Annotated in this window: 17 protein-coding genes; 7 read left to right on the top strand and 10 right to left on the bottom strand. The window is 45.3% G+C overall.

The annotated features are described in order from the left end of the window. Positions 1-3: 3 nt before the first annotated feature. Both J7529_RS02525 and J7529_RS02520 read right to left on the bottom strand, forming a co-directional pair. The gene (locus tag J7529_RS02525; protein WP_318727690.1) at positions 4-1521 is read right to left on the bottom strand and encodes an MBOAT family O-acyltransferase; all 1518 of its coding nucleotides are present in this window, start codon (positions 1519-1521) and stop codon (positions 4-6) included. 60 nt (positions 1522-1581) lie between these two features. Further along, positions 1582-4716 carry a hypothetical protein gene (locus J7529_RS02520; protein ID WP_318727689.1) on the bottom strand — a complete coding sequence of 1045 codons (3135 nt, stop codon included), beginning with the start codon at positions 4714-4716 and terminating at the stop codon, positions 1582-1584. 351 nt (positions 4717-5067) lie between these two features. On the opposite strand from J7529_RS02520, the gene J7529_RS02515 reads away from it, so the two are divergent. Both J7529_RS02515 and ppc read left to right on the top strand, forming a co-directional pair. Then, a complete protein-coding gene (locus J7529_RS02515) occupies positions 5068-5310 on the top strand; it encodes a hypothetical protein (RefSeq protein ID WP_271941056.1) in 243 nt (80 codons plus the stop codon). Between the two features lie 290 nt (positions 5311-5600). After that, a complete protein-coding gene (gene ppc / locus J7529_RS02510; RefSeq protein WP_318727688.1) occupies positions 5601-8699 on the top strand; it encodes a phosphoenolpyruvate carboxylase in 3099 nt (1032 codons plus the stop codon). A gap of 319 nt (positions 8700-9018) precedes the next feature. Here ppc and J7529_RS02505 read toward each other — a convergent pair whose 3' ends face one another. The 5 genes from J7529_RS02505 to J7529_RS02485 all read right to left on the bottom strand — a co-directional run bounded on the left by J7529_RS02505 (position 9019) and on the right by J7529_RS02485 (position 12861). After that, entirely contained in the window at positions 9019-10899 is a 1881-nt protein-coding gene (locus tag J7529_RS02505) for an ABC transporter ATP-binding protein (RefSeq protein WP_318727687.1), read from the bottom strand. 82 nt (positions 10900-10981) lie between these two features. Further along, positions 10982-11530, bottom strand: coding sequence for an NUDIX hydrolase (locus tag J7529_RS02500; RefSeq protein ID WP_318727686.1), 549 nt, complete (start codon positions 11528-11530; stop codon positions 10982-10984). A gap of 211 nt (positions 11531-11741) precedes the next feature. Next, positions 11742-11969, bottom strand: coding sequence for a type II toxin-antitoxin system HicA family toxin (locus J7529_RS02495; RefSeq protein ID WP_318727685.1), 228 nt, complete (start codon positions 11967-11969; stop codon positions 11742-11744). Beyond that, positions 11962-12171, bottom strand: coding sequence for a type II toxin-antitoxin system HicB family antitoxin (locus J7529_RS02490; RefSeq protein WP_318727684.1), 210 nt, complete (start codon positions 12169-12171; stop codon positions 11962-11964). Before J7529_RS02490 ends, J7529_RS02495 begins: the two co-directional genes overlap by 8 nt. 135 nt (positions 12172-12306) lie before the next feature. Next, complete coding sequence (locus tag J7529_RS02485; protein ID WP_318727683.1) at positions 12307-12861, bottom strand: peroxiredoxin; 555 nt, start codon at positions 12859-12861, stop codon at positions 12307-12309. A 105-nt stretch (positions 12862-12966) separates the two neighbouring features. On the opposite strand from J7529_RS02485, the gene purS reads away from it, so the two are divergent. Together purS and purQ are read left to right on the top strand one after the other, a co-directional pair. Then, positions 12967-13224 (top strand): phosphoribosylformylglycinamidine synthase subunit PurS, encoded by a 258-nt coding sequence (gene purS, locus J7529_RS02480; protein WP_271941042.1) that lies wholly within the window; start codon positions 12967-12969, stop codon positions 13222-13224. A gap of 12 nt (positions 13225-13236) precedes the next feature. After that, positions 13237-13905 carry a phosphoribosylformylglycinamidine synthase subunit PurQ gene (gene purQ / locus J7529_RS02475; protein ID WP_318727682.1) on the top strand — a complete coding sequence of 223 codons (669 nt, stop codon included), beginning with the start codon at positions 13237-13239 and terminating at the stop codon, positions 13903-13905. Between the two features lie 58 nt (positions 13906-13963). On the opposite strand, the gene J7529_RS02470 is transcribed toward purQ, so the two are convergent. Beyond that, on the bottom strand, positions 13964-16690 hold the full coding sequence (locus J7529_RS02470; RefSeq protein ID WP_318727681.1) for a CHASE2 domain-containing protein: 2727 nt from the start codon (positions 16688-16690) through the stop codon (positions 13964-13966). A gap of 730 nt (positions 16691-17420) precedes the next feature. Here J7529_RS02470 and J7529_RS02465 point away from each other — a divergent pair. Further along, positions 17421-18365 (top strand): RluA family pseudouridine synthase, encoded by a 945-nt coding sequence (locus J7529_RS02465; RefSeq protein ID WP_318727680.1) that lies wholly within the window; start codon positions 17421-17423, stop codon positions 18363-18365. On the opposite strand, the gene J7529_RS02460 is transcribed toward J7529_RS02465, so the two are convergent. Then, positions 18354-19118, bottom strand: a complete 765-nt coding sequence (locus tag J7529_RS02460; protein WP_271941037.1) for a phycobilisome rod-core linker polypeptide — start codon at positions 19116-19118, stop codon at positions 18354-18356. The two genes, J7529_RS02465 and J7529_RS02460, sit on opposite strands and share 12 nt — an antisense overlap. A gap of 222 nt (positions 19119-19340) precedes the next feature. Continuing rightward, positions 19341-20633, bottom strand: a complete 1293-nt coding sequence (gene eno / locus J7529_RS02455; protein WP_413038796.1) for a phosphopyruvate hydratase — start codon at positions 20631-20633, stop codon at positions 19341-19343. 113 nt (positions 20634-20746) lie between these two features. Between eno and gloA the strand changes: the two genes are divergently transcribed. Together gloA and J7529_RS02445 are read left to right on the top strand one after the other, a co-directional pair. Beyond that, positions 20747-21133, top strand: coding sequence for a lactoylglutathione lyase (gloA, locus tag J7529_RS02450; RefSeq protein WP_271941031.1), 387 nt, complete (start codon positions 20747-20749; stop codon positions 21131-21133). Positions 21134-21151: 18 nt separating this feature from the next. Then, positions 21152-22840: a DUF2079 domain-containing protein gene (locus J7529_RS02445; protein WP_318727679.1), complete on the top strand. Its 1689-nt coding sequence runs from the start codon at positions 21152-21154 to the stop codon at positions 22838-22840. The last annotated feature ends 199 nt before the right edge of the window (positions 22841-23039 follow it).

Here is a 23039-nt window from a genome sequence, read left to right as displayed (position 1 = left end):
TGTTTAGAAATCAAAATAAATATAGGGTAGTGCTCCTTGGGGAGCGAGTAACCACACCAAATATAAACTGACAGGAATTAAGACTAACTTGATGGGCCAATTGAGCTGTAAATTCAAGCGTCGCTGCAATAAAAAGAGAAGCGTCATAAGGCTGACTAGAGCGCATAATATCCAGGTGAATTGTAGGCGATCGATACCCAGAGTATCGAGATAAATTTTCTGGGTAAATTGGGGGTCAGCCTGTTTTCCCAATAAATGGGAGATGGCAAACCAGGAGTCTTTTAAGTTGGGGAGGCGGAAAAAGATCCAGGCACTAAAGACCATAAATTGAGTGATTATCCAAGCGAATAGTGTACCCAGTAAACTTTGCCAAAAGGCCTTTAATGCATGACTTTGTTTGGAGATAGTATCGACTAAACGATGGACAATTAAGGCTAATCCATGATAAACACCCCAAACAATGAAACCCCAGGCTGCACCATGCCAAATTCCAGCAATGAGCATGACCATCAGCAGATTTAAACAAGTTCTGAATAGTCCTAAACGGGAACCTCCCAAGGGAAAATAAAGATAATTTCTCAGCCAATTTCCTAATGTCATGTGCCAGCGTCGCCAAAAGTCGGCAATGCTGGTCGTAAAATAGGGGTCTTCAAAGTTTTCGGGTAGAGTTAAGCCGAGTAAAATGGCACTACCGCGAACAATATCAACATAGCCACTAAAGTCTAAAAAGAGTTGTAGTCCATAGGCAAGGGTTGCCAACCATAAATCCCAACTTCCGGCGCGAACCAGGTGAGTAAAACTGAGGTCTACAATCAGTCCCAAACGGTCAGCAACGAGGGCTTTTTTGGTGGCTCCTAATGCAATGAGCCATAACCCTTCTGTGAACATTTCGATGGAGGGAAATTGGGGAGTTCTCAGTTGGGTGGTGAGCTGCTGATACAGGGTAATGGGGCCAGAAATGAGTTTGGGAAAAAAGAGCTTGTAGGCGGCAAACTTGGTAAAACTTTTAGCAGCGGGTGCGCCACGATAGACATCGACTAAATAGGCGATCGCCTCAAAACAGAAGAAACTCAGCCCCAAGGGTGCGATCACATTGTCGCTCACCCAGTCGGCAGAAGCCGTAGCAGTGGGGATTTGCCAGATCTGGCCGACGGAACCGAGGACAAAGGGAATATACTTAAAGCCGAATAACAGAAAGACATTTAAGACGATTCCAACGACGAGAATAAAAAAGCGCCGCTGATTCCAACCCGCTTGGGCGAACTGCCATTCTTGGTTAGATAACTGCCAATCTTGACCGTGGGAACCTTGGACGGAATCGGGAACTAGGACTTTGGCTAAACTATAGTTAACCCAAGTCATGGCTAAAAGCAGCGGCAGATATTGGGGTTGCCAAGAGGCGTAAAAGATTAATGAGGCGATCGCCAGTAACAAAAACCGCGTTTTCCCGGATTGACTTGACCAATAGAGGATGCAGACGCTGAATAAAAATACACCATAGAGAAGGGACGTGAAGCTCATCGGTTATATAGCGCTTCGCGCTAGGCAATAGGGAAATGGGTGTAGAATCATTTTTAGTTATTAATTTTTAATTTTTAATTGTTTCGTCCAATCAATCTCTGTATTTTTAGCGAGTTCCGTGGAGATCGCCTCAGCACCATAACGATTCAGATGGCTCGGATCGGAAAAATAACCGTATTCTCCCCCCAACCAGAGCAAGATCCAATCCTGAACCTGTAAACCCAAGGCTTGTTGGGTGCGAAGATAGTCCTGAAACTGGGATTCAAAGTCTGTGCGGGCTGGATCTAAATAGACATCTGTTAAGGGCATATTGACGAACATCAAACTCACGCCCATATCTTGGGTATAAGCCATCGTATTTCTAAGAGCTTCGTCCTGTTCGCCCTCTAAACTAAAGAACTCATAATCGCGATCGTAAGCCCCAGAGACTTGAGGATGATTCTCATAGTAGGTATCGGGGTCAAACTGAATTTTAAAGGGCAGAAACCCATCCGGATTGAGAATCGCGGGTTGGAGCTTTTCCTGGTCTTCAACCAAAGCACTTTGAGAGGTATCTTCAGGGAGAAGCTTAGATAAACTTTTCTGAATCTGGTTATGGAGGCGATCGCGCTGGGGATACACCGCAGAGAGCGACCCCAAACCGGCTTCTAGCCAATCATTCGCTTGTTCGTAGCTCTGGGTAATGGAAAAACGCTGTAAACCCTCCTGCTTATCCTCAGAGGTCTGAGGTGATGAATTTCCAGACCAAGGTGTACCATACTCCGGTCGGGTTAGCGTTTGCGCTTGTAACTGCTGATATCCTTCAGAAGCGGCGATCGCCTCATAGGTTAGATCCTCCCGTCCGCTATTAAATGCCCTGGTCCCATCGGCCCAAATAATCACTTTCGGCAACTGTTCAGGAGTCAACAATTCCCGAATCACCCAATCTACCACCTTAGCGGTTGCCCCATTGATGCCAAAATTATAAATACTCACATCCGTATAGCCTTGATCGGCCAAATCCTCTCGCAGTTGCTGCGGATCGATCCCTCGTAGGGCACGGGATGAGCCAATAATCATCACATCGGGCGCACCCGATTCTAACATCAAGGCATGATATCGCCCCAAATGCTCATCAATCAGTTGATTATTAAACGTGGGATAGGGAGACGGGGGACTTAAACAGGAACTATCTGCACACTCCTCTGATGTCGCCTCCTGATTCCCCAACACACTCTCATCACTGGCATTGGCTGGATCTGTACCTAAATTCAAATAGCCTGGGGCGATCGCCGCACTGGAGGGATTTGGACTCGCTAATTGGGTTAATTTATACCCCAATAACCAATCAATTTCCAACGTTAGCAGTAACCCCAGAGCTGACCAAACTAGGGCAATCATCAGTTGAGGAGTCAGGCGATCCCTCCAACTCGGATGCGATCGGGGAGTTTGCAGTGGGGAATAGGGGGAAAGCGTGCCTTCAATGGGGGCAGGTTGGGCATCAGGAGCCAAAAGTCCACTTCTGACTAACGCTTGTTGACAGCGTTGTACTAAGGAGATTTTCGGATGCTTCTTCGGGGCAACCGAAGGTTGAGGGGGAGAAGCTGGAGCTGTATGCTGGGGTGAAGCGAATCGATCCTCCGTTTCCTGGACAGCCACTGAAGAAGAGTGAGGCTCTGAATTCACCGAGGAGGGGGAATCTTGCCAGCGATGGGGAGCGCGATCGAGGGCAATTAGATCGCCCACATAGGCGCTACTGGCGGCGAATTCTGGGGGCGCTTCCGGAACCAACCGTTTTCTGGACTTAAAGTCAACCCCATAGTTCCAACGGGGCAGTTTTTGACCCGCTCTACGTCCATAAACCCGCACGCCAGCAATCCCCGGAATTTTCAGTTGACGCAGGAATTTCGCCACTAGGGGAGCGACTTGCCGTTGGTTGGGGCAAACCGGAGCATCACTCATCACATGCAAGAGGTCTTGCTTGAGCAGAATTTGAATCCGAATTCCTCCAGTGCTGAGTTGTTGCTCAATTTCCGGGTTGAGCAGTCGATTCAGCAGAAATTGTAGGGCGACTTGATGACCCTTTTGGGCTAATTCTAGGGTGGAGGGATGCAAATCCTGGTCACTTTTGGCGGGCAGATCCAGCCAATCTACCCAAGCCGGGGTCGATTTATTATTCAGGTGACCATAGATTGTGGCGGCATGAATACCTTGGGGAGCGATCGCATTGAGTAAACTTTGAATCTTTTGGATGACCAGGTCTTGCTGGGGAATTATTGTCCCCCGACAAAACAGGTGTAGGGTCGATTCTTTGAGAATAGCGGAGATATGTAGTTGGGTTTCTGGGGCTAAAATTTGGTCAATCAGGCGATTAATTGCAGGGACATCTCCCCATCGCGCCCATTGACGGAGCATCACCGAGCGGGGAGTCAGATCGACCAGCAACACCCAATCTGGGGAAGGTTCGCCATGAACTTGACAGGCGATCGCCGCATCCCGAAATCCGGATAGCTCTAATTCCCGCAATTGCCCGGCAATTTTCGGCCCTAGTAAGCTGGAATCGGGACTATAGTTGCTATAGATACCCACATGGAGCCGTTTAAAGGGAGTATCCAGTTGATTGTAGCGCTTCAGGGTTTTCACCTTAACCTTGACTCCAATCCCCAGAGGACTGAGACTTTCACTGAGGTAACGGGCGATCGCATGGGGATTACCCTCAGCCGCTAAATTACGATTCGAGACCACCATCCCCATTCCAGAGCTAGTCTCAATGGGGTCAGCAACCGCTGCCGCCGCTACTGAACGTCCGTTTTCTGGCGTTGGGGTAGGTCGTTCTCCTCGGGGGGGAGGGGCGTTTTCTGGCGGGCGATCGCCATAATCGCTCGGATTAGGAACAGAGGCGATCTCCAGCTTATTCAAATCAATTTGTTTCGTCCACTCTGGATAATTCGGCCCACTCACCCGACCATAAATCCAGATTTGGTAAATTGGCGGTTGATCGTCTGGCAGTAAACGATCTAGGGAAATCTCGGATAGTCCTTCAATTAAACTTGATTCCACCCAATCTTGCGAAGGAGAATGGGGAGCGCTTTCACAAAGAATATGGAGAATATTACCCCGTACTCGGACTTTCACTTTTCCCACCTCTGGCCCAATCCGATCTTGGGCCCATTGGGATAAACTTGTCCAAGTCCCGATTGTGTGAGTAGAATTCATGGGCGGCATAGGGAAGATGACATCAAGGGGGAGTGGGAAGCGTTATAGCGTTGAACGCTAGGGAGTAGGGAATAGGCACTCTAGCAATAGGCAACAGATTATGGGAGCTAGGTTTCAGGATTCAAACCTGTCCTAACGGCTTTAGCGGTTGCTATCAAACCAGTCTCCATGCATGGTATTACACAATGGGATGGAATAGGGGATTATGCTTTGATAAAGCCACTTTTTCAGGATAGACTGAGCGAATTGGATGCCATTGGAACGGCATGAGTTGGGCGATCAAACCCCATAATCCAATTCATGGGATTGGGCTTGCTCCCTAGACACTTTATATCGCTTTACAAAAAAAATATGCAACCTTCTAACTCCCTTGAATCTGATCGAGAGTCTTCCCCTACCGTTTCTAGTGGAGGGATCTCTATCCTCTTAAGTTTATCGACCCTGCCTGTGGTCGTTGGCCTCTTAGCCTTAAAGAATGTGAGTCAATTCTGGCAGCAAGTTGGTCGAGACTCAGAAGAGATTTTTCGCGGCGATCGCCTACCCTTACTCACTGAGCCTCCGCATACCTCATCCGAATCGAATCGAGAAACCTAGAAATCTAAACCACTCTTGTCGGGAAAACTGTTCATTATGGACAGTTTGTTCTCCATCTCCCCTTGACAATCAAAAGCAGACCAACCGCCCGCGAAATATTGAGACCTCTTGCATCAGTGGGCAGAAAACGAAATAGTAATGCAGTAATCATAAGATTCTTCTATGACTATTGTCTCTTGCCTGACTTCTGCAAGAAGTCGATTGATCGGTGAATCGATCAATCATCACTCCCGTCAAAGCAACCTTCACCCCCTAGAATGGTTGAGTATCACTAGCTGGATCAGAATTCGATGAGTTCAACACTTCACCCCTCAAACCCTAACTTGAGTAACCTATCCGCTAATAGTTCGCCCTCCTCCTCCAATGAAGTCGTGGCGACTCTGACCTCTGAGTTGCTGTTGCGTCAGCGTCTGAAATTAGTCGAACAGTTGTGGGAGTCGGTACTCCAACAAGAATGTGGCAGTGAGCTAATCACCTTAATCAGGGAAATGCGTACCCTCTGCTCCCCAGAAGGTCAAGCCCCTAATGTGGTCAACACCCAAACCCAAGCCTTAATTGAAAACTTAGATTTGAACGCCTCCATCCGGGCAACTCGGGCGTTTGCCCTCTATTTCCAACTTATTAATATCGTTGAACAGCATTATGAGCAAAGGGGCCAACAACAGCAATATTGGGATTCCCCTACATCCGCTAACCCTTCTTTAGACTCAAGTGAACCAGAAGAACTTTCGCCTCCAGAACATTTTCAACCCAAACCTTGGAGTGGCAATCTCAGTAAAATCCGTCGTGACTTAGGTACATTTCATTCTCTATTTCCCAAACTAAAAGAACTGAATGTGCCCCCCGGACAGATTCAAACGTTGATTAATCAACTCGATGTGCGCTTAGTCTTTACCGCTCACCCAACGGAAATTGTTCGCCATACCATTCGGGATAAGCAACGGCGGATTGCGAAATTGCTGCAACAACTGGATCAATGGGAAGAAGGATTAGTGGCGACTAAGGGCAATTCTGCCTCTATTCCCTCGGCTGTAGCCAACAAAATTAATGAAAAAACGGAACAACTACGCCAAGAAATTCGCCTCTGGTGGCGTACCGACGAATTGCATCAATTTAAGCCTCGGGTCTTAGATGAAGTTGATTATACTCTCCACTACTTTGGGGAAGTTCTATTTGATGCCATTCCCAAACTCTATCAGAGGTTTAAGCAGGCTCTCAAGGGCACATTCCCCAACTTAACTCCTCCTCAATATAAATTTTGTACCTTCGGGTCTTGGGTCGGATCGGATCGAGATGGTAACCCATCTGTCACCCCTTCAGTGACGTGGCAAACCGCTTGCTATCAACGAAACCTGGTGTTAGAAAAGTATATTACTTCGATTAAATACTTAACGGATATCCTGAGTCTATCCTTGCACTGGAGCGATGTGCTACCTGAGCTATTAGAATCGTTAGAGCAAGACCAGCAACAGCTTCCCGTAGTTTATGAGCAACTGTCAATTCGCTATCGTCAGGAACCCTATCGTCTAAAGTTGTCGTATATTCTAAAACGATTAGAAGAAACCCGCGATCGCAACTTGCAATCCGAAATTCAAGTCACCCATCGGCCCCTAATTGGCCAAGACGGTAGACCCAAGTTTCCCGAAAGTAACCTCACCACACACAGTTATTCCTCTAGTGAAGACTTCCTGAAAGAACTGCAACTGATTCATCGCTCCCTAACCGAAACCGGTTTTTATTGTCGGGAACTTGAAGATCTCATTTGCCAAGTCGAAATTTACGGGTTTAAACTTGCCCATTTAGACATCCGTCAAGAAAGTTCTCGCCATAGCAGCGCCATTAACGAAATTATCCAATACTTGCGGATTCTACCCCAATCCTATGACGACCTGAGCGAAGAAGAACGGGTTGAATGGTTAGCGACAGAGCTGCAAACCTTGCGACCCCTGATTCCAGGAGAATTACCGTTTTCGGAAACAACCTGTGAAACCATCGAAACCCTACGCATGGTGCGTCAACTGCAACAGGAATTTGGCCGGGAAATCTGTCAAACTTACATCATCAGCATGAGTAATGATGTCAGCGATATTCTCGAAGTACTGCTGTTAGCCAAAGAAGCCGGACTTTATGATCCAGCCACTGGTGTGAGTACGATACAAGTAGTTCCCCTCTTTGAGACCGTCGAAGACCTCAAACGAGCGCCAATAGTGATGCAAGCACTGTTTGAATTACTCCCCTATCGAGCTTCCATTTCTGGTGGATATGAAGCCTTAAAAGAGCAAAAACCAGCATTGCAAGAAATCATGCTTGGTTATTCCGATAGCAATAAAGATTCGGGTTTCTTAAGTAGTAACTGGGAAATTCATAAGGCCCAGAAAGCACTAGAGCAAGTCGGCACTCCATTTGGAGTAGAATTACGGATTTTCCATGGTCGCGGGGGTTCTGTCGGTCGAGGGGGCGGGCCAGCCTATGAAGCGATTTTAGCCCAACCGAGCCGTAGTATTAATGGACGGATTAAAATCACGGAACAGGGAGAGGTGTTGGCCTCTAAGTATTCCTTACCGGAGTTGGCCCTGTATAACCTAGAAACAATTACCTCTGCAGTGGTGCAAGCGGGAGTCCTCGGCAGTGGGTTTGATGATATTGACCCCTGGAATGAGATTATGGAAGAATTGGCGATTAAGGCGCGATCGCACTATCGTTCTCTAATCTACGAACAACCCGATTTTCTCGACTTCTTCCACTACGCCACCCCCATCCAGGAAATTAGTCAACTGCAAATTAGCTCCCGTCCTGCTCGTCGTGGAGGTAAAAAGAAAGGTCTTTCGGGACTGCGAGCCATTCCTTGGGTGTTTAGCTGGACTCAGGCTCGGTATTTACTGCCGAGTTGGTATGGAGTAGGAACAGCTCTCCAGGAATTTATCGATCAAGAACCCCAACAACATCTGAAACTGCTGCAATATTTCTATGCTAAGTGGCCGTTCTTCAAGATGGTGGTCTCGAAAGTAGAAATGACCCTTTCTAAGGTAGATTTGCATATTTCCAGGCACTACCTGGAAAAACTTTGTCCCCAGGAGGAGTTAGGGAGACTCGAACTGGTGTTTGATCAAATCAAAGAGGAATTCTATCGCACTCGTGAAGTGATTCTGGCTATTACGAATCATGAGAGACTTTTGGATGGAGACCCCATGCTTCAGCGATCGGTTCAGTTACGCAATCGTACTATCATTCCATTAGGCATGTTACAAGTCTCCCTCTTAAGCCGCCTACGTCAACATAATACTGGTGGTTCATCGGGCGTGATTTCTCGCTATAGTAAGGGCGAATTACTGCGAGGCGCTCTACTCACGATTAACGGCATTGCTGCGGGAATGCGAAACACGGGTTGATTCCCCCCTACGAGGAGAGAGGGTTTTCTCTCTCCTCCACTCTCAGGACGTTATGGCGCTTTGCGCTGTCGAGTCACTTAGAAAATATTGTTATTTCAGCCATTGAGAAAAGCAGAGATTTCCTAGAATCTGGAGCATTATAGCGTTTCTCTCTTCTATGAGGTACAGCTTTAAGCCTTAGAACCTAAGCCATACAAGCTATTGCAAAGCAAGCCTATTGCAAAGCAAGCCTAGCGCGAAGCGCTATAGTAACCATTAATGAATCTAAATTAAGAGTTCGTATTCTACCATTTTCATAAATTATAGCTAAAGTCTATCTTCAAGTCCCCAACATTTGCAACTGATACAAACTCGCATATAATCCCTTTTGAGCTAATAAGGATTCATGGGTTCCTGTTTCCACTAAAGCCCCCTGTTTTAAGACAAAAATTCGGTCTACATTGCGAATAGTGGATAGACGATGAGCGATAATAATGGCGGTGCGATTGATTAAAAGCTGATCGAGGGCTTCTTGGACTAAGGCTTCTGTGCCCACATCTAAACTCGATGTTGCTTCATCCAAAACTAAGATATTTGGATTGCGAATCGCGACTCGCGCAAAAGCTAATAACTGTTTTTGTCCGCTGGATAAATTTGTACCTCTTTCCCGTAATTGGGTATTATATCCTTGGGGTAACTCTTCAATAAAGCGGTCAATATTGGTCAGTTTTGCTGCTGCTTGAATTTGAGATAACGGATAGGATTCACCCAGGGAAATATTACTTTTCACATCTCCAGAAAATAGAAATCCATCTTGTAAAATCACGCCTAAATGACGGCGCAACTCTTGTTGGGGTAAATGGCGAATATCAATACCATCAACTAAAATCCTCCCATAGGTGGGTTCATAGAGGCGACATAACAAGCGAATCACCGAACTTTTACCAGCTCCCGTTGGTCCCACAAGGGCAATTTTTTCACCAGGGCGAATAGTAAAATCTAGATTTTTAATCACAAATTCATCTTTTTTGTAGGCAAACCAAACCTCTTCAAAGCGAATTTCACCTATTTTTGGTTCTGATAGTTCTATAGCGGTGGATTGAGCCAATTTTTCCTTTTCCAATGCAGATCTGGGTGAAGCTACCCCTATTTGTAGATTTTGGCGTTTTTCGACTTCTGGATCGCGAATATCAATGGGTTGACTCATGAGTTCATTAATCCGTTCAATGCCAGTAAATCCCGATTGAAACATGGTGAATTTTTCCGCGAACCGCCGCAGGGGGTCGAAAAAACGAGGTGCAAAGAGGATAAATTCAGAGAGGATACCAAACGTAAGTTGATCTTGTAGAATGAGCATTCCGCCTAAACCGAGAACGCCAGCAACGGCGACGAGGGCAATCCATTCTAAGGTCGCAGAAACTCCGGAATCATAGAAGATGGTTTTATCAATAGCTTCAATAAACCGTTGATTGTTTTTACGAAAGAGTTCTTGATTAAACCGCTCACGGCGAAAGAGTTGGACGACATCAATGCCGATAATATTTTCTTGGAATTGGGCGTTGAGCTTGGATAATTCTTCCCTAGCGATATAGTTGGCAGCTCGATATTGCTGTTGAAAGTAAATAATCAGTAAGGTGACAGGAATCAGTAGACCAATTAACAGAAGCGCCAATTGCCATTGCTGGCGAAACATCACTACACCAATGACCATAATGGAGACAATATCATTGATAATGCCGATCGCTCCTGTGGAAAAGACCTCTCCGAGGGCTTCTACGTCATTGGTTAACCGGGTAATCAAACTACCGACGGGGGTTCGGTCAAAAAATTTAACGGCTAAGGCAGTAACATGGTCAAATAAATCATCGCGAATATCTGCGGTTAACTGTTGTCCCACCTTTTGAATCATAAACCCTTGTATACCAGCAAATAGGAGGCGAAAGAGAATCGTAACCAGAAGCAAACCCCCTAAGAGATTAATACTGGTAGACACCGATAAGGAATCTAAAATAGACCAAGTGGGTTCGCTCTTAAGTTTAGAAACCGCTTGTCCAATCATCAAAGGCTGAACTGCGCCAGCCAACGACAGAGGCAATAAAAGGATTAAGGATGCTGTCAGCAATTTTCCATGGCGACGAGCATAGGGAGCCAGTCGCATTAAAAGCTGCCAGTCATTTTGTTTACGGCGGGGTTTCTCTAGGGAAGGGGGAGGAGAAGTCATAGGTTATAGCGCTTCACCCGGGTAATGGGTAATGGGTAATTGGATACTGCTGGCTATTTTACAAATACTTTAGCCTACCTACTTAGCGGAGGAAGGGACGGGCTAAAACGAAGGCGGAAATGGATTTGGCATCGACTTGTTCCCCGTCTACAATGGCTTGTTCTAATTCTTGTGGAGTCATTAACACCGTTTCTATATCTTCATCTTCGTCTTGCTCGGGAGGGTTAGGCAAGAGTTCGAGATCTTCGGCTAAAAAGGCATAAATAATTTCATCGGAATAGCCAGGAGCCAGAAAAAATTCACCCAGTTTACGCCATTTATGACTTCGATATCCGGTTTCTTCTTCAATTTCTCGTTTAATGGTTTCGGCGGGATCTTCATGCACTTCTACGGTTCCAGCAGGAAATTCAAGCAGTCGTCCCTGTGCCGCAAAGCGGTATTGACGCACCAGGACTAATTTTCCTTCTGGGGTGACGGGTACAGCAAGAGCGCCTCCAGGATGATGGATGCATTCCCAGTCACCGACAACGCCATTGGGAAGGCGCAGGGTTGCGCCCTCGAAGCTGAATTTACGTCCTTGGTAGAAGAAGCGTTGTTGGATTTTTTCTGCGGGTTCCGGTTGCAACGGCATGGTTGGGTGTATGGTTAAAGTCTGTTTCAAACCTTGCCACAGTCTTAGAGGAAGAGCAAGTTAGATCAATATAAAAATTAAAAATGGGTAGGGGTTGGGGGCAATTGCCGCTAAAGATTGCATATTGTCGCCCGTAGTCTGTAGGGTGGGCAGGGTATAAAGTTGTCGAAGTTGAATAAATGGCTTATGTTCCTGTCCACCCTACCCGCCTCTACAAATTTTCAATAAACTCTTCAACGGTAATTTGTGCTTGTCTGAGAATACCACTTAATGTCCCAATTTTTAACTCTTTGTGTAAGGGCACGACACAACCAATTTTTCCTTCTTCAGTTGTCTGTTTCATAACAATATGACTTCCCGTTTGACGAACAACTTCAAAACCTAAACGCTCAAGCGCCCGAATTGCTTCTCTACTAGAAATTCGTGGTAACTTAGGCATAGTTAACCTCAATGGTCGTCACAAAGCGAGGTGAAGTTTTCGGGAGGGGAAATTCTTCTAAATAGAGTTGTGTGGCTTGTTTTAAACCGGCGATCGCCTGTTCTATGGTCTCTCCTTGATCTACTGTACCGACTTCTGGACATTCGGCAATATACAGGTCATCTTCTTTATAGACAATTACAGTTAAGTGACGACTGTTCATAATACTACCTCTTTTAGCCAATCATCGTAGTGGCGATCGCCTCAGCATCAAGTCCCATTGCTGCTGAGGCGATCGCCCAAATCCTATCCTTATCGGTTGATACTGTGCAAGATTATCTGTAATCAAACAGTTAATTTAGGCTTGCAGCTCGTCCAAACGAGTGAGAACTTCTTGGGAGTGAATTGCAGGACGAACGCCGGTAAATGTGGCGCGGAGAATGCCATCAGGATCAACAATAAACGTATGGCGCATGGAGATAAATCGTAACCAAGAACCATAGGCTTTGCTCACTGCCCCGGTGGTATCGGCAAGTAAGGGAAATTTTAAGCCTTCACTGTCGCAAAAATCAGCATGGGATTTAATATCATCAGCACTAATGCCTAAAATTTGGGTATTACGCTCTAAGTATTCAGGTAAATCTTGTTGAAAGCGCCGCGCTTCTAGGGTACAACCTGGGGTAAAGTCAGCAGGGTAGAAGTAAACCACAATCCATTGTCCTTGATAATCAGAAAGGGAAATTTCCCCCTCTCCGGTATTGGTGGGCAGTTGGAAGGAGGGGGCAGGTTGCCCAATGTCGGGGAGTTTACCTCCTAGGGCGAAGGTGGGCGCTCCGAAGGGTAGGGAGAGCGCCAGAAGGAGGAAACTGGTGAGGATCAGGCGGAAGAGCGATCGCCGATTCAATGGATTCATGGGGATGTATGTTGAATTAGGAGTTCAATTGCACACTGTAGCAGTTTCTTTCTGAGGACAGGGGGTGTACTCTTAAAAGTGGTGTACCCTAAAGGCAAGTCAATCGTGGCTCAAACCTATCGTGCGAAAATTTTTGTCACCCTGCGCCCTTCCGTTCTCGATCCAGCGGGGGTTGCGGTGGAGTCGGGCTTAAAAGAGTTGGGATATGAAACCGTAGAAGGGGTGAGAATTGGTAAATATATTGATTTACAACTGCAAGCAGAGGGAGAACAGGAGGCTCAGGAGCAGCTCGATCAAATGTGCGATCGCCTGTTAGCCAATCCTGTGATTGAAAATTATCGTTTTGATTTAATTCCAGAGTAGGGGGGAAAGATCGTGAAGTTTGGGGTGGTGGTTTTTCCCGGTTCTAACTGCGATCGCGATATGGTGTATGTATTGCGCGATGTGTTAGGTTGCCCAACTCGGTTAATTTGGCATCAAGAAACGACATTAGATGATGTGGATGTGGTGGTACTACCGGGGGGATTTAGCTATGGAGATTATTTGCGCTGCGGGGCGATCGCCCGATTTTCTCCCATTATGGGGGCGATCGTCGAACATGCCAACCAAGGTAAGCTCGTCTTTGGTATCTGCAATGGGTTTCAGGTGTTAACCGAGGTGGGATTATTACCGGGAGCCTTAACACGCAATCAAGGACTTCACTTTGTGTGCGATCGCATCACCTTGAAAGTAGAAAATAATCAAACCCCCTTTACCCATTTATACCTTAAAGATCGGAACGTTACCCTCCCCATTGCCCATGGCGAAGGGCGCTATTATGCCGATTCCGAAACGCTTAACCAACTCGAAGATAATCAGCAAGTTCTCTTCCGCTATGTCGGAGAAAATCCCAATGGTTCCCTCAATAATATTGCTGGAATTTGCAATCAGAACGGCAATGTCATGGGGATGATGCCCCACCCCGAGCGTGCCAGCGATCCAGTTTTAGGAGGAACCGATGGATTAGCTCTGTTTAAGGGACTTTTGGAGAGAATGAATAGTTAAAATTCACAATCAAGATAGAGGTGGGGTACGAATACCCCACCTTATAATATGACCCATACTAGACATATTTTTGCAAAATATCTTCAATACTTTCCACATCAAAATTCGCCGCCATCTCTTCTAAGTTCCTAATAAAACTTTGATAACTTGAATCGAGTTCTCGAATTCGGTCTAGTTCTACTTTTATTCCTTCAATATCGCCAATTTTAGCCGCATAGTGTAATTGTTTTAATTCAGTAGATTCCGGTGTTTTTTGTTCCGTAATCATCGTAGAATCAGCAGAATTATGTACCTCAGTTTCTGTATCATGAGTTTCATAAATCCATTCTAGCTGCAAATAATGTTCCAATTTATCTAACAATTCGTCAATTTGAACCGGTTTAGACAAAATATCATTAGCCCCTGACTGTAAAAATTGATCTTGATTGGATGCAAATGCTCGCACCGATGAAATTAAAATAATCGTCTTTTCAAATTGGGGCGATTGTCGTAAATGACGAATCATCTCTAATCCATCCATTACCGGCATTCCCACATCACTAATAATTAATTCTGGATTCAATTTTTCTGCCATCTCTAAACCTTGTTGACCATTTTCTGCCTCAGCAAATTCAAATCCCAAAGGCGATAATATTTCACAGATAATTCCACGATTTTGCCAGCGGTTATCAACAATTAAAATACGAGGTGGTTTTCCTTTAACATGAATAGGATTGGCTCGGAAATATTTGGTTTTATGACTAAATTTATTGTGGCTTTTTAAGTCAAGGTGAAGCTGGAATTTGCTCCCTTGTCCCAGCTTGCTTGTTACTTTTATTTCCCCTCCCATTAAATCAATAATTTGCTGTGTGATTGCCAAGCCTAAACCCGTTCCTTCTGCATTTTGACTTTTACTCCCTACTTGCTCAAAGGGCAAAAAAATAGTATTTAATTGATCGGCAGTCATTCCTACGCCAGTATCTTCAATAGTAAAAGCTAAGGGGTGAATTGTAGAATTAGAATCTAAATCAATTAGGGGTATCCGGCGATAAACATGGAAAATCACGCCCCCTTGATGGGTAAATTTAATAGCATTACCAATTAAATTAATTAAAACTTGCCTGAGTCGTTTTTCATCAAAAAATAGATTTTCTGGTAATTCATCATCAATTTTATAGATAAACTCAATATTCTTTTGTTCTGCCTTGATACGACAAATTTCAGCGACTCCAAGCAAAAAGGATTGAAAATGAACATCCATGGGATTTAAGTCCATTTTGCGGGCTTCAATTTTGGCTAAATCAAGAATGTCATTAATTAAATTGAGTAAATGTGTTCCACATTGATTAATAATCTTGATGTTATTAATCTGCTGAGAATTCAAGCTGGAATCTCGACCTAAAATCTGACTATAACCGAGAATGCCATTTAAGGGGGTGCGCAGTTCATGACTCATGTTGGCAAGGAACTCACTTTTGGCTTTATTGGCATCATCTGCTGCTAATTTAGCGGCTTGTAATTCTTGGGTCCGTTCGGCAACTTTTAATTCTAAAGTGTGTAAATAGTCTTGCAGTTGTTGTTGGGATTTTCTCAGATTACTCCAGAGGGTATAGCTGGTTTCCAGCAGTGCCGAGCTAGTTAAGCCTAAAACAGAGGGAATCATCGGTATCCACCAGCCATAGAGAAACAGAAGATAGCTGATGCCAATAATACTAGTAGCACTGATGATAAAATAAAGGATAGTTCGCCAAATATAAAGTTTAGCAATACCGTCAATGAACCGCCATTGACTAATACATTGTGCGCCGATGATTGACCAAGAAAAAATCCACAGATATTCCCAGATATCGGGTAAAATTTTTATGGATAACCGGCCGTTCATGGCCTCACTGATGATCTGACTGATTAAATTAGCATTTACTTCTACTCCTGCCATGGCTTGAGGAATCCCTCGAATCTCATTGCTATAGGGAGTTAAGACCGATTCTTTTAAGCTTTTAGCAGTGGAACCAATTAAAATAATGCGATCGCGCATTAAATCTTCGGGAATTCGATCTTCTAGGACATCCATCAAGGAAACTGTGGTAAAACTGCCCGGTTTACCCCGATAATTTAAGATAATCTGGTAACCGCCATCATTGCTGCGAATATAGGCCCCATCATTGCTGGAAAAGGGGTAAAAGCTTGCTTCACCCAGGGTAATCTGAAAATCTTCGGTAATTGTAGGGGAAATATCCTGGGTCTCTAAGTATAATATAGCCAAACGAAAGCCTAAACTTAAGATTGTATTACCTTGAGCATCATCGAGATAGAGGAACCCTCGGCGAATTTTACCATCCACATCCCAGGGTAAGTCATTGGCACTAATTTGACTGAGTTCAGCGAGGACAGGAGGGGGGGAGATCGCCAACCCATCACTTTCTCCCACTACTTTTTCAATCCCAATTAAGTTGGAAGTCTCTCGAAATAGAGCGGTTAAATCCTCATAACCTGGCTCAACGGGCAAGTTACGGTATAAATTTAACCCAATAACGCTAGGATTTTGAGCTTTTACTTTTTGTAATAATTTTGTTAAGATGGCATCCGAAACTGGCCAAGTTCCCACACTTTGCAGATCTGTCTCATTAATGCCAACAATGATAATGCGATCGTCTCTAGCTTCTACTGGACGCAAGCGAAACCCTTGATCGAATGCCGCTAGCTCTAAAGGTTGTAATACTCCTGTAAGCCGCACACCAACGATCGCTACAGTCATGCTAGTAGCAGTGAGCCAGACTTTACCCCATCGCTTGATTATACTGCTCAACGTTGCCCACATCCCTTCAATCTATCAATTAAGGACTTTTCCCACCATCAGGTTTCTCTTGAGGCTCTATGGACGGTTGACTCCATTTTGACCTTATTTCTAGTGTACCCCTGCTATCATCAGTTGATTGGATAGCTTAGAGTTGAGAGTGGACAGTGATGAACACTGACGGAGGGGCAATTGATGGATTACCCCTCCATAAAAGATATAATTGTGGCAGCAGTGAAGTAATACGAAGCTGGTTAGCTTATGCGAGAAATGCTCTAGATATTTACTGACTAATTATACTGCATAATAGTCGTTTAAAACGGTTGTTTATTCAGTGTATTTAATGACTTATAAAAATAGAGTCAGGGAAATGACTCGTGGGGTAATAGCTAAAGAATCAGCACTAATTTTTAGGCGATCAAGAGGTCATCCACATAAACAGCATTTACAATTATTTCCATCGTCATCACAGCATTGGCAGCAATCAATGGCTAAGTTCTGTTTCATGAGGTTTGGGTTTTGCTGGGAACAGCCAAAACTCTGGATAGCCACGATCATCAAAAGGATCTGAAGCAATTTCGGTAGATAATTCATTGTGTCTATGCACCCTTGAACTCTTAATATCTTTACTTTACCGCTTTTTTTATCAAGTGACCTAGGGGGGAAAACCACTTATTTTAAAGTAATGATTCAATCGATTGGTTTTACCCATTACCCATGAACAGCGTGTAGGGCTATAGTTGTGATTGTAAATTTATCAGAAATAATTAATCTTCAGGTTAAACAGAAGGCCGATCGCCTCGATCGCTATCTCTCGGATCAGTTACCGGATTTTTCTCGCTCCCGGCTCCAGAAATTGATCGATCGCGGTCAAGTGAAAGTCAATGATCGGGTATGTCAACTGAAGAAAATGACTCTGCAACCGGGCGATCGCATCATCTTAGAGTTGCCTCCCGTGCAACCGGTTGACCTGATCCCAGAAGACATCCCCCTGGATATTCTCTATGAAGACGATCAAATTTTGATTGTTAATAAACCGGCTGGCTTAGTGGTACATCCCTCAGTTGGTCATGAAACGGGGACATTAGTCCATGGCATTTTAGCCCATTGTCCTGACTTAAAAGGCATTGGTGGTGAGCAGAGACCGGGAATTGTCCATCGACTCGATAAGGATACCACTGGCGCTCTGGCGATCGCCAAAACTGAAACCGCCCTTTATCATCTCCAAGCTCAACTGAAAGAAAAAACTGCCCGTCGCGACTATCTCGGTATTGTCCATGGTTCTCCCAGCACCGACAGCGGAACCGTTAACCAACCCATTGGGCGACATCCTGGCGATCGCCAAAAAATGGCGATCGTCCCCCCAGAAAAAGGCGGTCGTCCCTCCATCACCCATTGGCAGGTTCAAGAGAGCCTCGGTAACTATACCCTCATGCACTTCCAACTTGAAACCGGCCGTACCCATCAAATCCGCGTCCATAGTGCCTTTATCGGTCATCCCCTCGTGGGAGATGCCACCTATAGTCGCAACCGCTCCGTAGGCGTTAACATCTCTGGGCAAGCCCTCCACGCTTGGCGACTGCGCCTGGAACATCCAATAAAAAAGGAGTGGATAGAAGCTATTGCTCCACCACCCCCAGAATTTAATAAACTTTTACAAGTGCTTAGACAAAGATTAGGACTTTGACTTACGGTAAGGAGCCGCGATCGGAAGATTCGCAGTTGAAACCCGTCCTGCTCCTCCGGGCCGAGCGCTACCAATGGACTTAGCCATATCCAAGAAATAGGAAGGGCTGCCAGCGCCTGGTACTTTCTCTTGGGGAGTAAACTTGCGGATTTGGTTTTGCCAAACCAATTGAGGGAAGCCCAACTGAGAACGGTGATAGGCTTCATACCGAGGAGTCTTGAGATTAAATGGGGTATCTCCAGTTGGCCGTTGGGGAATAGACCGACGACGCTGGTAGGGAACCGTGTCATACCCAAAGTTTTCCAGGTATTCATCGCTCTCTAAGAGTTGATCGACAAATCCCATTACCCCTTTAGTCGCGATCACAATGGACCAAGCAATTTTTTCCCGCTCGCTGTATACATCGCGCCCTAACAAGCGTTGAACGCAGATTTCGACAAAGCGGTAGTTGTTATTGGTTTCGTAATTCAGCCGCAGGAAGGGATCGGAGGTCACTAAACCTTTAATGAAATCCCGAACTGTGATTTGACCATACCGGAGTTGAGACTCTAGGAAGGTTTGTTTATTTTGCTTGAGAATTTGGTGTTCGCTATAAACCTGGCGATAACCAGCCCAGATTACTTCATCCATGTCACTGCCAGCGGGCAGATTTTCCGTGGAATAAATGATGGGCTGCTCTTCTGAGCCTTTTTCATAGCCGGAAACACGCTCATTTTGTGTTTTTGGAGAGTAGTTTAATAAAGGAATTGCCACCTTGATATATCTCCCGAATCTTAGAAAAACTTACATTCCTTAACTATTTACTATATATCAGACTTTGGGCCAATCCTGTAGAAAGGTAGATCGAGAAAATTTAATGAGTAATTATGGTTTTAATGCAAGAATTCTTAATATTTTTTAATATATAGCGTTTTGTGTTAGGGAATAGGGAATCTCCCTCCCTGTCTCTGGAGTGTTCCCCCATTCCCCATTTCCCTAACTAATCTTGGGGCCTAAACCAACAGTTCCGGCATAAACTGCCATTTCACCTAATTCATCTTCAATGCGTAATAAGCGATTATACTTGGCAATTCGTTCGCTGCGGGAGAGGGAACCCGTTTTAATTTGTCCTGCGTTAGTGGCAACGGATAGATCGGCAATGGTCGTATCTTCCGTTTCTCCAGAACGGTGACTGATGACGGAGCGATAGCTCGATCGCGCTCCGAGAGCAATGGTATCTAGGGTTTCGGTCAAAGAACCAATCTGATTGAGTTTAATCAAAATGGCATTGGCAACAGAGCGGTCGATCCCTTGCTGCAAACGACTAGGATTAGTGACGAATAAATCATCACCAACGAGCTGAATGCGATCGCCTAATTTCTCCGTTGCCAGTTTCCAATTATCCCAATCATCTTCAAAGAGAGCATCTTCCATCGAAACAATGGGATAGCGATCGATTAAACTACCCAGATAACCAACAAATTCTTCAGCCGAGTGGGAAGACCCATCATAAACATAATTGCCATTATCATAGAATTCGCTCGCTGCCAGGTCTAAGGCTAAAGAAACTTGCTTTCCAGGTTCATATCCCGCCTTATGAATGGCATCCATAAGAATATCTAAGGCTGCCTGGTTCGACTCTAAGTTGGGAGCATATCCCCCTTCATCTCCGACCCCCGTGAGTAAGTTTTTGTCTTTGAGGACCTTGCTCAACGAAGCAAACACTTCTGCACCCCAGCGTAGAGCATCCTTAAACGTTGGCGCGCCATGGGGGACAATCATGAACTCTTGAAAATCGACATTATTATCCGCATGGGCCCCACCATTGATCACATTCATCATCGGCACAGGAAGCACATTAGCGGAAGGGCCGCCCAAATAGCGGTATAAGGGCAATCCTAGGGTTTCTGCGGCGGCTTTGGCGGTTGCTAGAGAAACGGCGAGAATAGCATTTGCGCCCAATTCTTTCTTATTACTGGAGCCATCTCGGTCAATCATCAGATGGTCAACCAACCGTTGATTGAGAGCATCTATTCCAACGAGTGCTGGAGCAATTTTTTCTTGGACATTGCGAACTGCGGTTAAGACCCCTTTACCCCCATAACGCTCAGGGTCATCATCTCGGAGTTCATGGGCTTCAAACGTCCCAGTTGATGCGCCACTAGGGACTTGGGCTAAACCCATGGCACCATTAGCTAAATAGACTTCAGCCTCTACCGTGGGGCGACCTCTAGAGTCGAGAATCTCGCGGGCGTTGATTTCGGCGATCGCACTATCAAGTTCAGGCATAATCTTACTGTGTCCTTATTGTATATAGGGAACGTTTGTTAGAATACGCCATGGATCGCCGATCCGCCTTGAATTTTGGAAAGTATTTGGGATTGAAACTCGGAGATTAAACCATGCGATTTCTACACACCATGTTACGAGTGAAAAACTTAGAAGAGTCTCTAACGTTTTATTGCGACGTTTTAGGAATGAAACTGCTGCGTCAAAAGGACTATCCAGGGGGAGAGTTTACCTTGGCCTTTGTCGGGTATGGGGAAGAGTCCGATCATACGGTTCTAGAACTCACCTATAACTGGGGTCAAGACCAGTACGATCTCGGAGATGCCTACGGTCACATTGCCCTAGGAGTAGAAGATATCTATCAAACCTGCGACCAAATTAAGGATAAAGGCGGTAAGGTGGTGCGCGAACCCGGGCCGATGAAGCATGGATCTACGGTAATTGCTTTTGTAGAAGACCCCAATGGCTATAAAGTAGAACTGATTCAAACGAAGTCTTAAGTAGACCAGCATGACGGCATGACTACCAATTTTCCGCAAGCGGACATCAAAGAGCAAAGTAAGGGCACAACTCCCCTTCAACTGCATGAATGGAAACCCCTGCTAATGGTGGGGGGATTTTTTTTTACGGTCTGTATGGCGTTGGTATTGCATCGCCATTTCACCTTTTATTCGTCCTACGATCAGGGCATTTTTAATCAGGTGATGTGGAATGGCACTCAAGGAAATTTCTTCCAAAGTAGCCTGTCTTCTCAGCTTTCTACCAATGTGGTTCACGCTGGGGAAATGCCTGATGTTAGTTATCACCGTTTGGGACAACATTTTACTCCGGCTTTGCTCCTGTGGTTGCCGTTCTATTCCTGGTTTCCCCAAGCTGCGACCTTATCCATATTATTGGTGACTGTGATTTCTGCGGCAGGGATGGTGCTATACGTGCTAGCCCGGCAATATCTCGAACCGATTCCGGCTCGCTGGATTACTTGTAGCTATTATGGGGCCCATGCGGTCATTGGGCCGACTTTATGTAATTTTCACGATAATTTTCAGTTGCCCCTATTTATGTTTACCCTGCTGCTGGCGATGGAAAAACGGTGGTGGTGGCTGTTTGCGCTCATGTGTCCTTTGATTTTAGCAATTCGTGAGGATACAGGGATTGCTCTGTTTGGAGTAGGCATGTACATGATTTTGAGCCGCCGGTTTCCTCGGATTGGGGCAATGGTTTGTGTGCTGAGTTTCGGGTATATTTTAGCCTTGACTAATCTAATCATGCCCCTGTTTTCCGATGATATTTCCAAGCGCTTTATGTTGGAGCAGTTTGGCCAATTTACGGATGCCCAGGAAGCCTCAACCCTGGATATTATTAAGGGGATGTTAATGAGTCCTGGGAAATTGGCGATCGAATTAGTCACCCCATTTTCGCTCACTCTCAGGTATATTATTGCTCAATGGTTGCCGTTTGCCTTTGTCCCTGTTGTCGCACCAACTGCCTGGATCATTACGGGTTTTCCCTTGCTCAAATTATTTTCAGGTCAGACCACTTCGCTGCTCTCGGTTAATGTGCGTTATGCCATAGCTGTGGTTCCAGGACTCTGTTATGGGGCTATTTTATGGTGGTCTGGAGAAGGGTTCAATAACTTTTTTCAGCCGAATAAGCCACGTCAACCTCGCGCTCTGAGTCGTGTCTCGAAACGAGTGTGGGCCATATGTCTGAGTATTTCTATTTTTTTGGCGATCGCCGCTAATCCCAATCGCACCTTATACTTTATTGTGCCCGATTCTGTAGAGCCATGGGTTTATGTCTCTCCCCTACAACAATGGCAAAGAAGCCAGGAAATCCATAATATTATCGGTCGAATTCCCGAAGATGCCAGTGTTGCAGCAACCACCTATATCATTCCCCATCTGTCCAGTCGCCGCGAAATTATTCGTTCCCCCTTCGTATTTATTAAAGATGATAATGGGCAAGTAGAAACCGTCGATTATGTGGTGGTTGATTTATGGCGTTTAGTGCGCTATCAACCCGCATTTGGTGAGGATAGAGAATCCCTGAACATCCATGTGGGTTTAATTAATCATCTGCTCACTACTTCCCAGTATGGGATTACCGAATTTATCAATGGAGTGGTTTTAATGGAAAAAGACGTGAATTCTGTGCCGGAAAAATTGCAGCAATGGCAAGCGTATGAACAATCCATTCAACCCGTTTGAAATCAAGAGCGAGGTTAATGGAGTTCTTGCAGAAGTCAGGGAATAGGCAATAGCACTCAGATTGTAAAGTGCGATCGCCGCCAAATTGGCGATCCCTAAGGCTATGCTCATGTGAATTTATATCAAATCCAAAAGAGAATGCTACATATCAATCGACAACCCTAGTAGGGGCGAGCGGCCGCTCGCCCCTACAGCGTAG

Source organism: Roseofilum sp. Guam (assembly GCF_017746735.1).
In the GTDB taxonomy this organism is placed as follows: domain Bacteria; phylum Cyanobacteriota; class Cyanobacteriia; order Cyanobacteriales; family Desertifilaceae; genus Roseofilum; species Roseofilum reptotaenium.
Note: the sequence above shows the minus strand (reverse complement) of the source record. Positions and strands in the feature narration are given on the sequence as shown.

Bases quoted from the DNA above. Each gene is read 5' to 3' on its own strand.
- J7529_RS02485 (WP_318727683.1), bottom strand. From the start codon at position 12,861: ATGAATCCATTGAATCGGCGATCGCTCTTCCGCCTGATCCTCACCAGT.
- J7529_RS02515 (WP_271941056.1), top strand. From the start codon at position 5,068: ATGCAACCTTCTAACTCCCTTGAATCTGATCGAGAGTCTTCCCCTACC.
- J7529_RS02490 (WP_318727684.1), bottom strand. From the start codon at position 12,171: ATGAACAGTCGTCACTTAACTGTAATTGTCTATAAAGAAGATGACCTG.
- eno (WP_413038796.1), bottom strand. From the start codon at position 20,633: ATGCCTGAACTTGATAGTGCGATCGCCGAAATCAACGCCCGCGAGATT.
- J7529_RS02525 (WP_318727690.1), bottom strand. From the start codon at position 1,521: ATGAGCTTCACGTCCCTTCTCTATGGTGTATTTTTATTCAGCGTCTGC.
- J7529_RS02445 (WP_318727679.1), top strand. From the start codon at position 21,152: ATGACTACCAATTTTCCGCAAGCGGACATCAAAGAGCAAAGTAAGGGC.
- J7529_RS02520 (WP_318727689.1), bottom strand. From the start codon at position 4,716: ATGAATTCTACTCACACAATCGGGACTTGGACAAGTTTATCCCAATGG.
- J7529_RS02500 (WP_318727686.1), bottom strand. From the start codon at position 11,530: ATGCCGTTGCAACCGGAACCCGCAGAAAAAATCCAACAACGCTTCTTC.
- J7529_RS02505 (WP_318727687.1), bottom strand. From the start codon at position 10,899: ATGACTTCTCCTCCCCCTTCCCTAGAGAAACCCCGCCGTAAACAAAAT.
- J7529_RS02495 (WP_318727685.1), bottom strand. From the start codon at position 11,969: ATGCCTAAGTTACCACGAATTTCTAGTAGAGAAGCAATTCGGGCGCTT.
- gloA (WP_271941031.1), top strand. From the start codon at position 20,747: ATGCGATTTCTACACACCATGTTACGAGTGAAAAACTTAGAAGAGTCT.
- ppc (WP_318727688.1), top strand. From the start codon at position 5,601: ATGAGTTCAACACTTCACCCCTCAAACCCTAACTTGAGTAACCTATCC.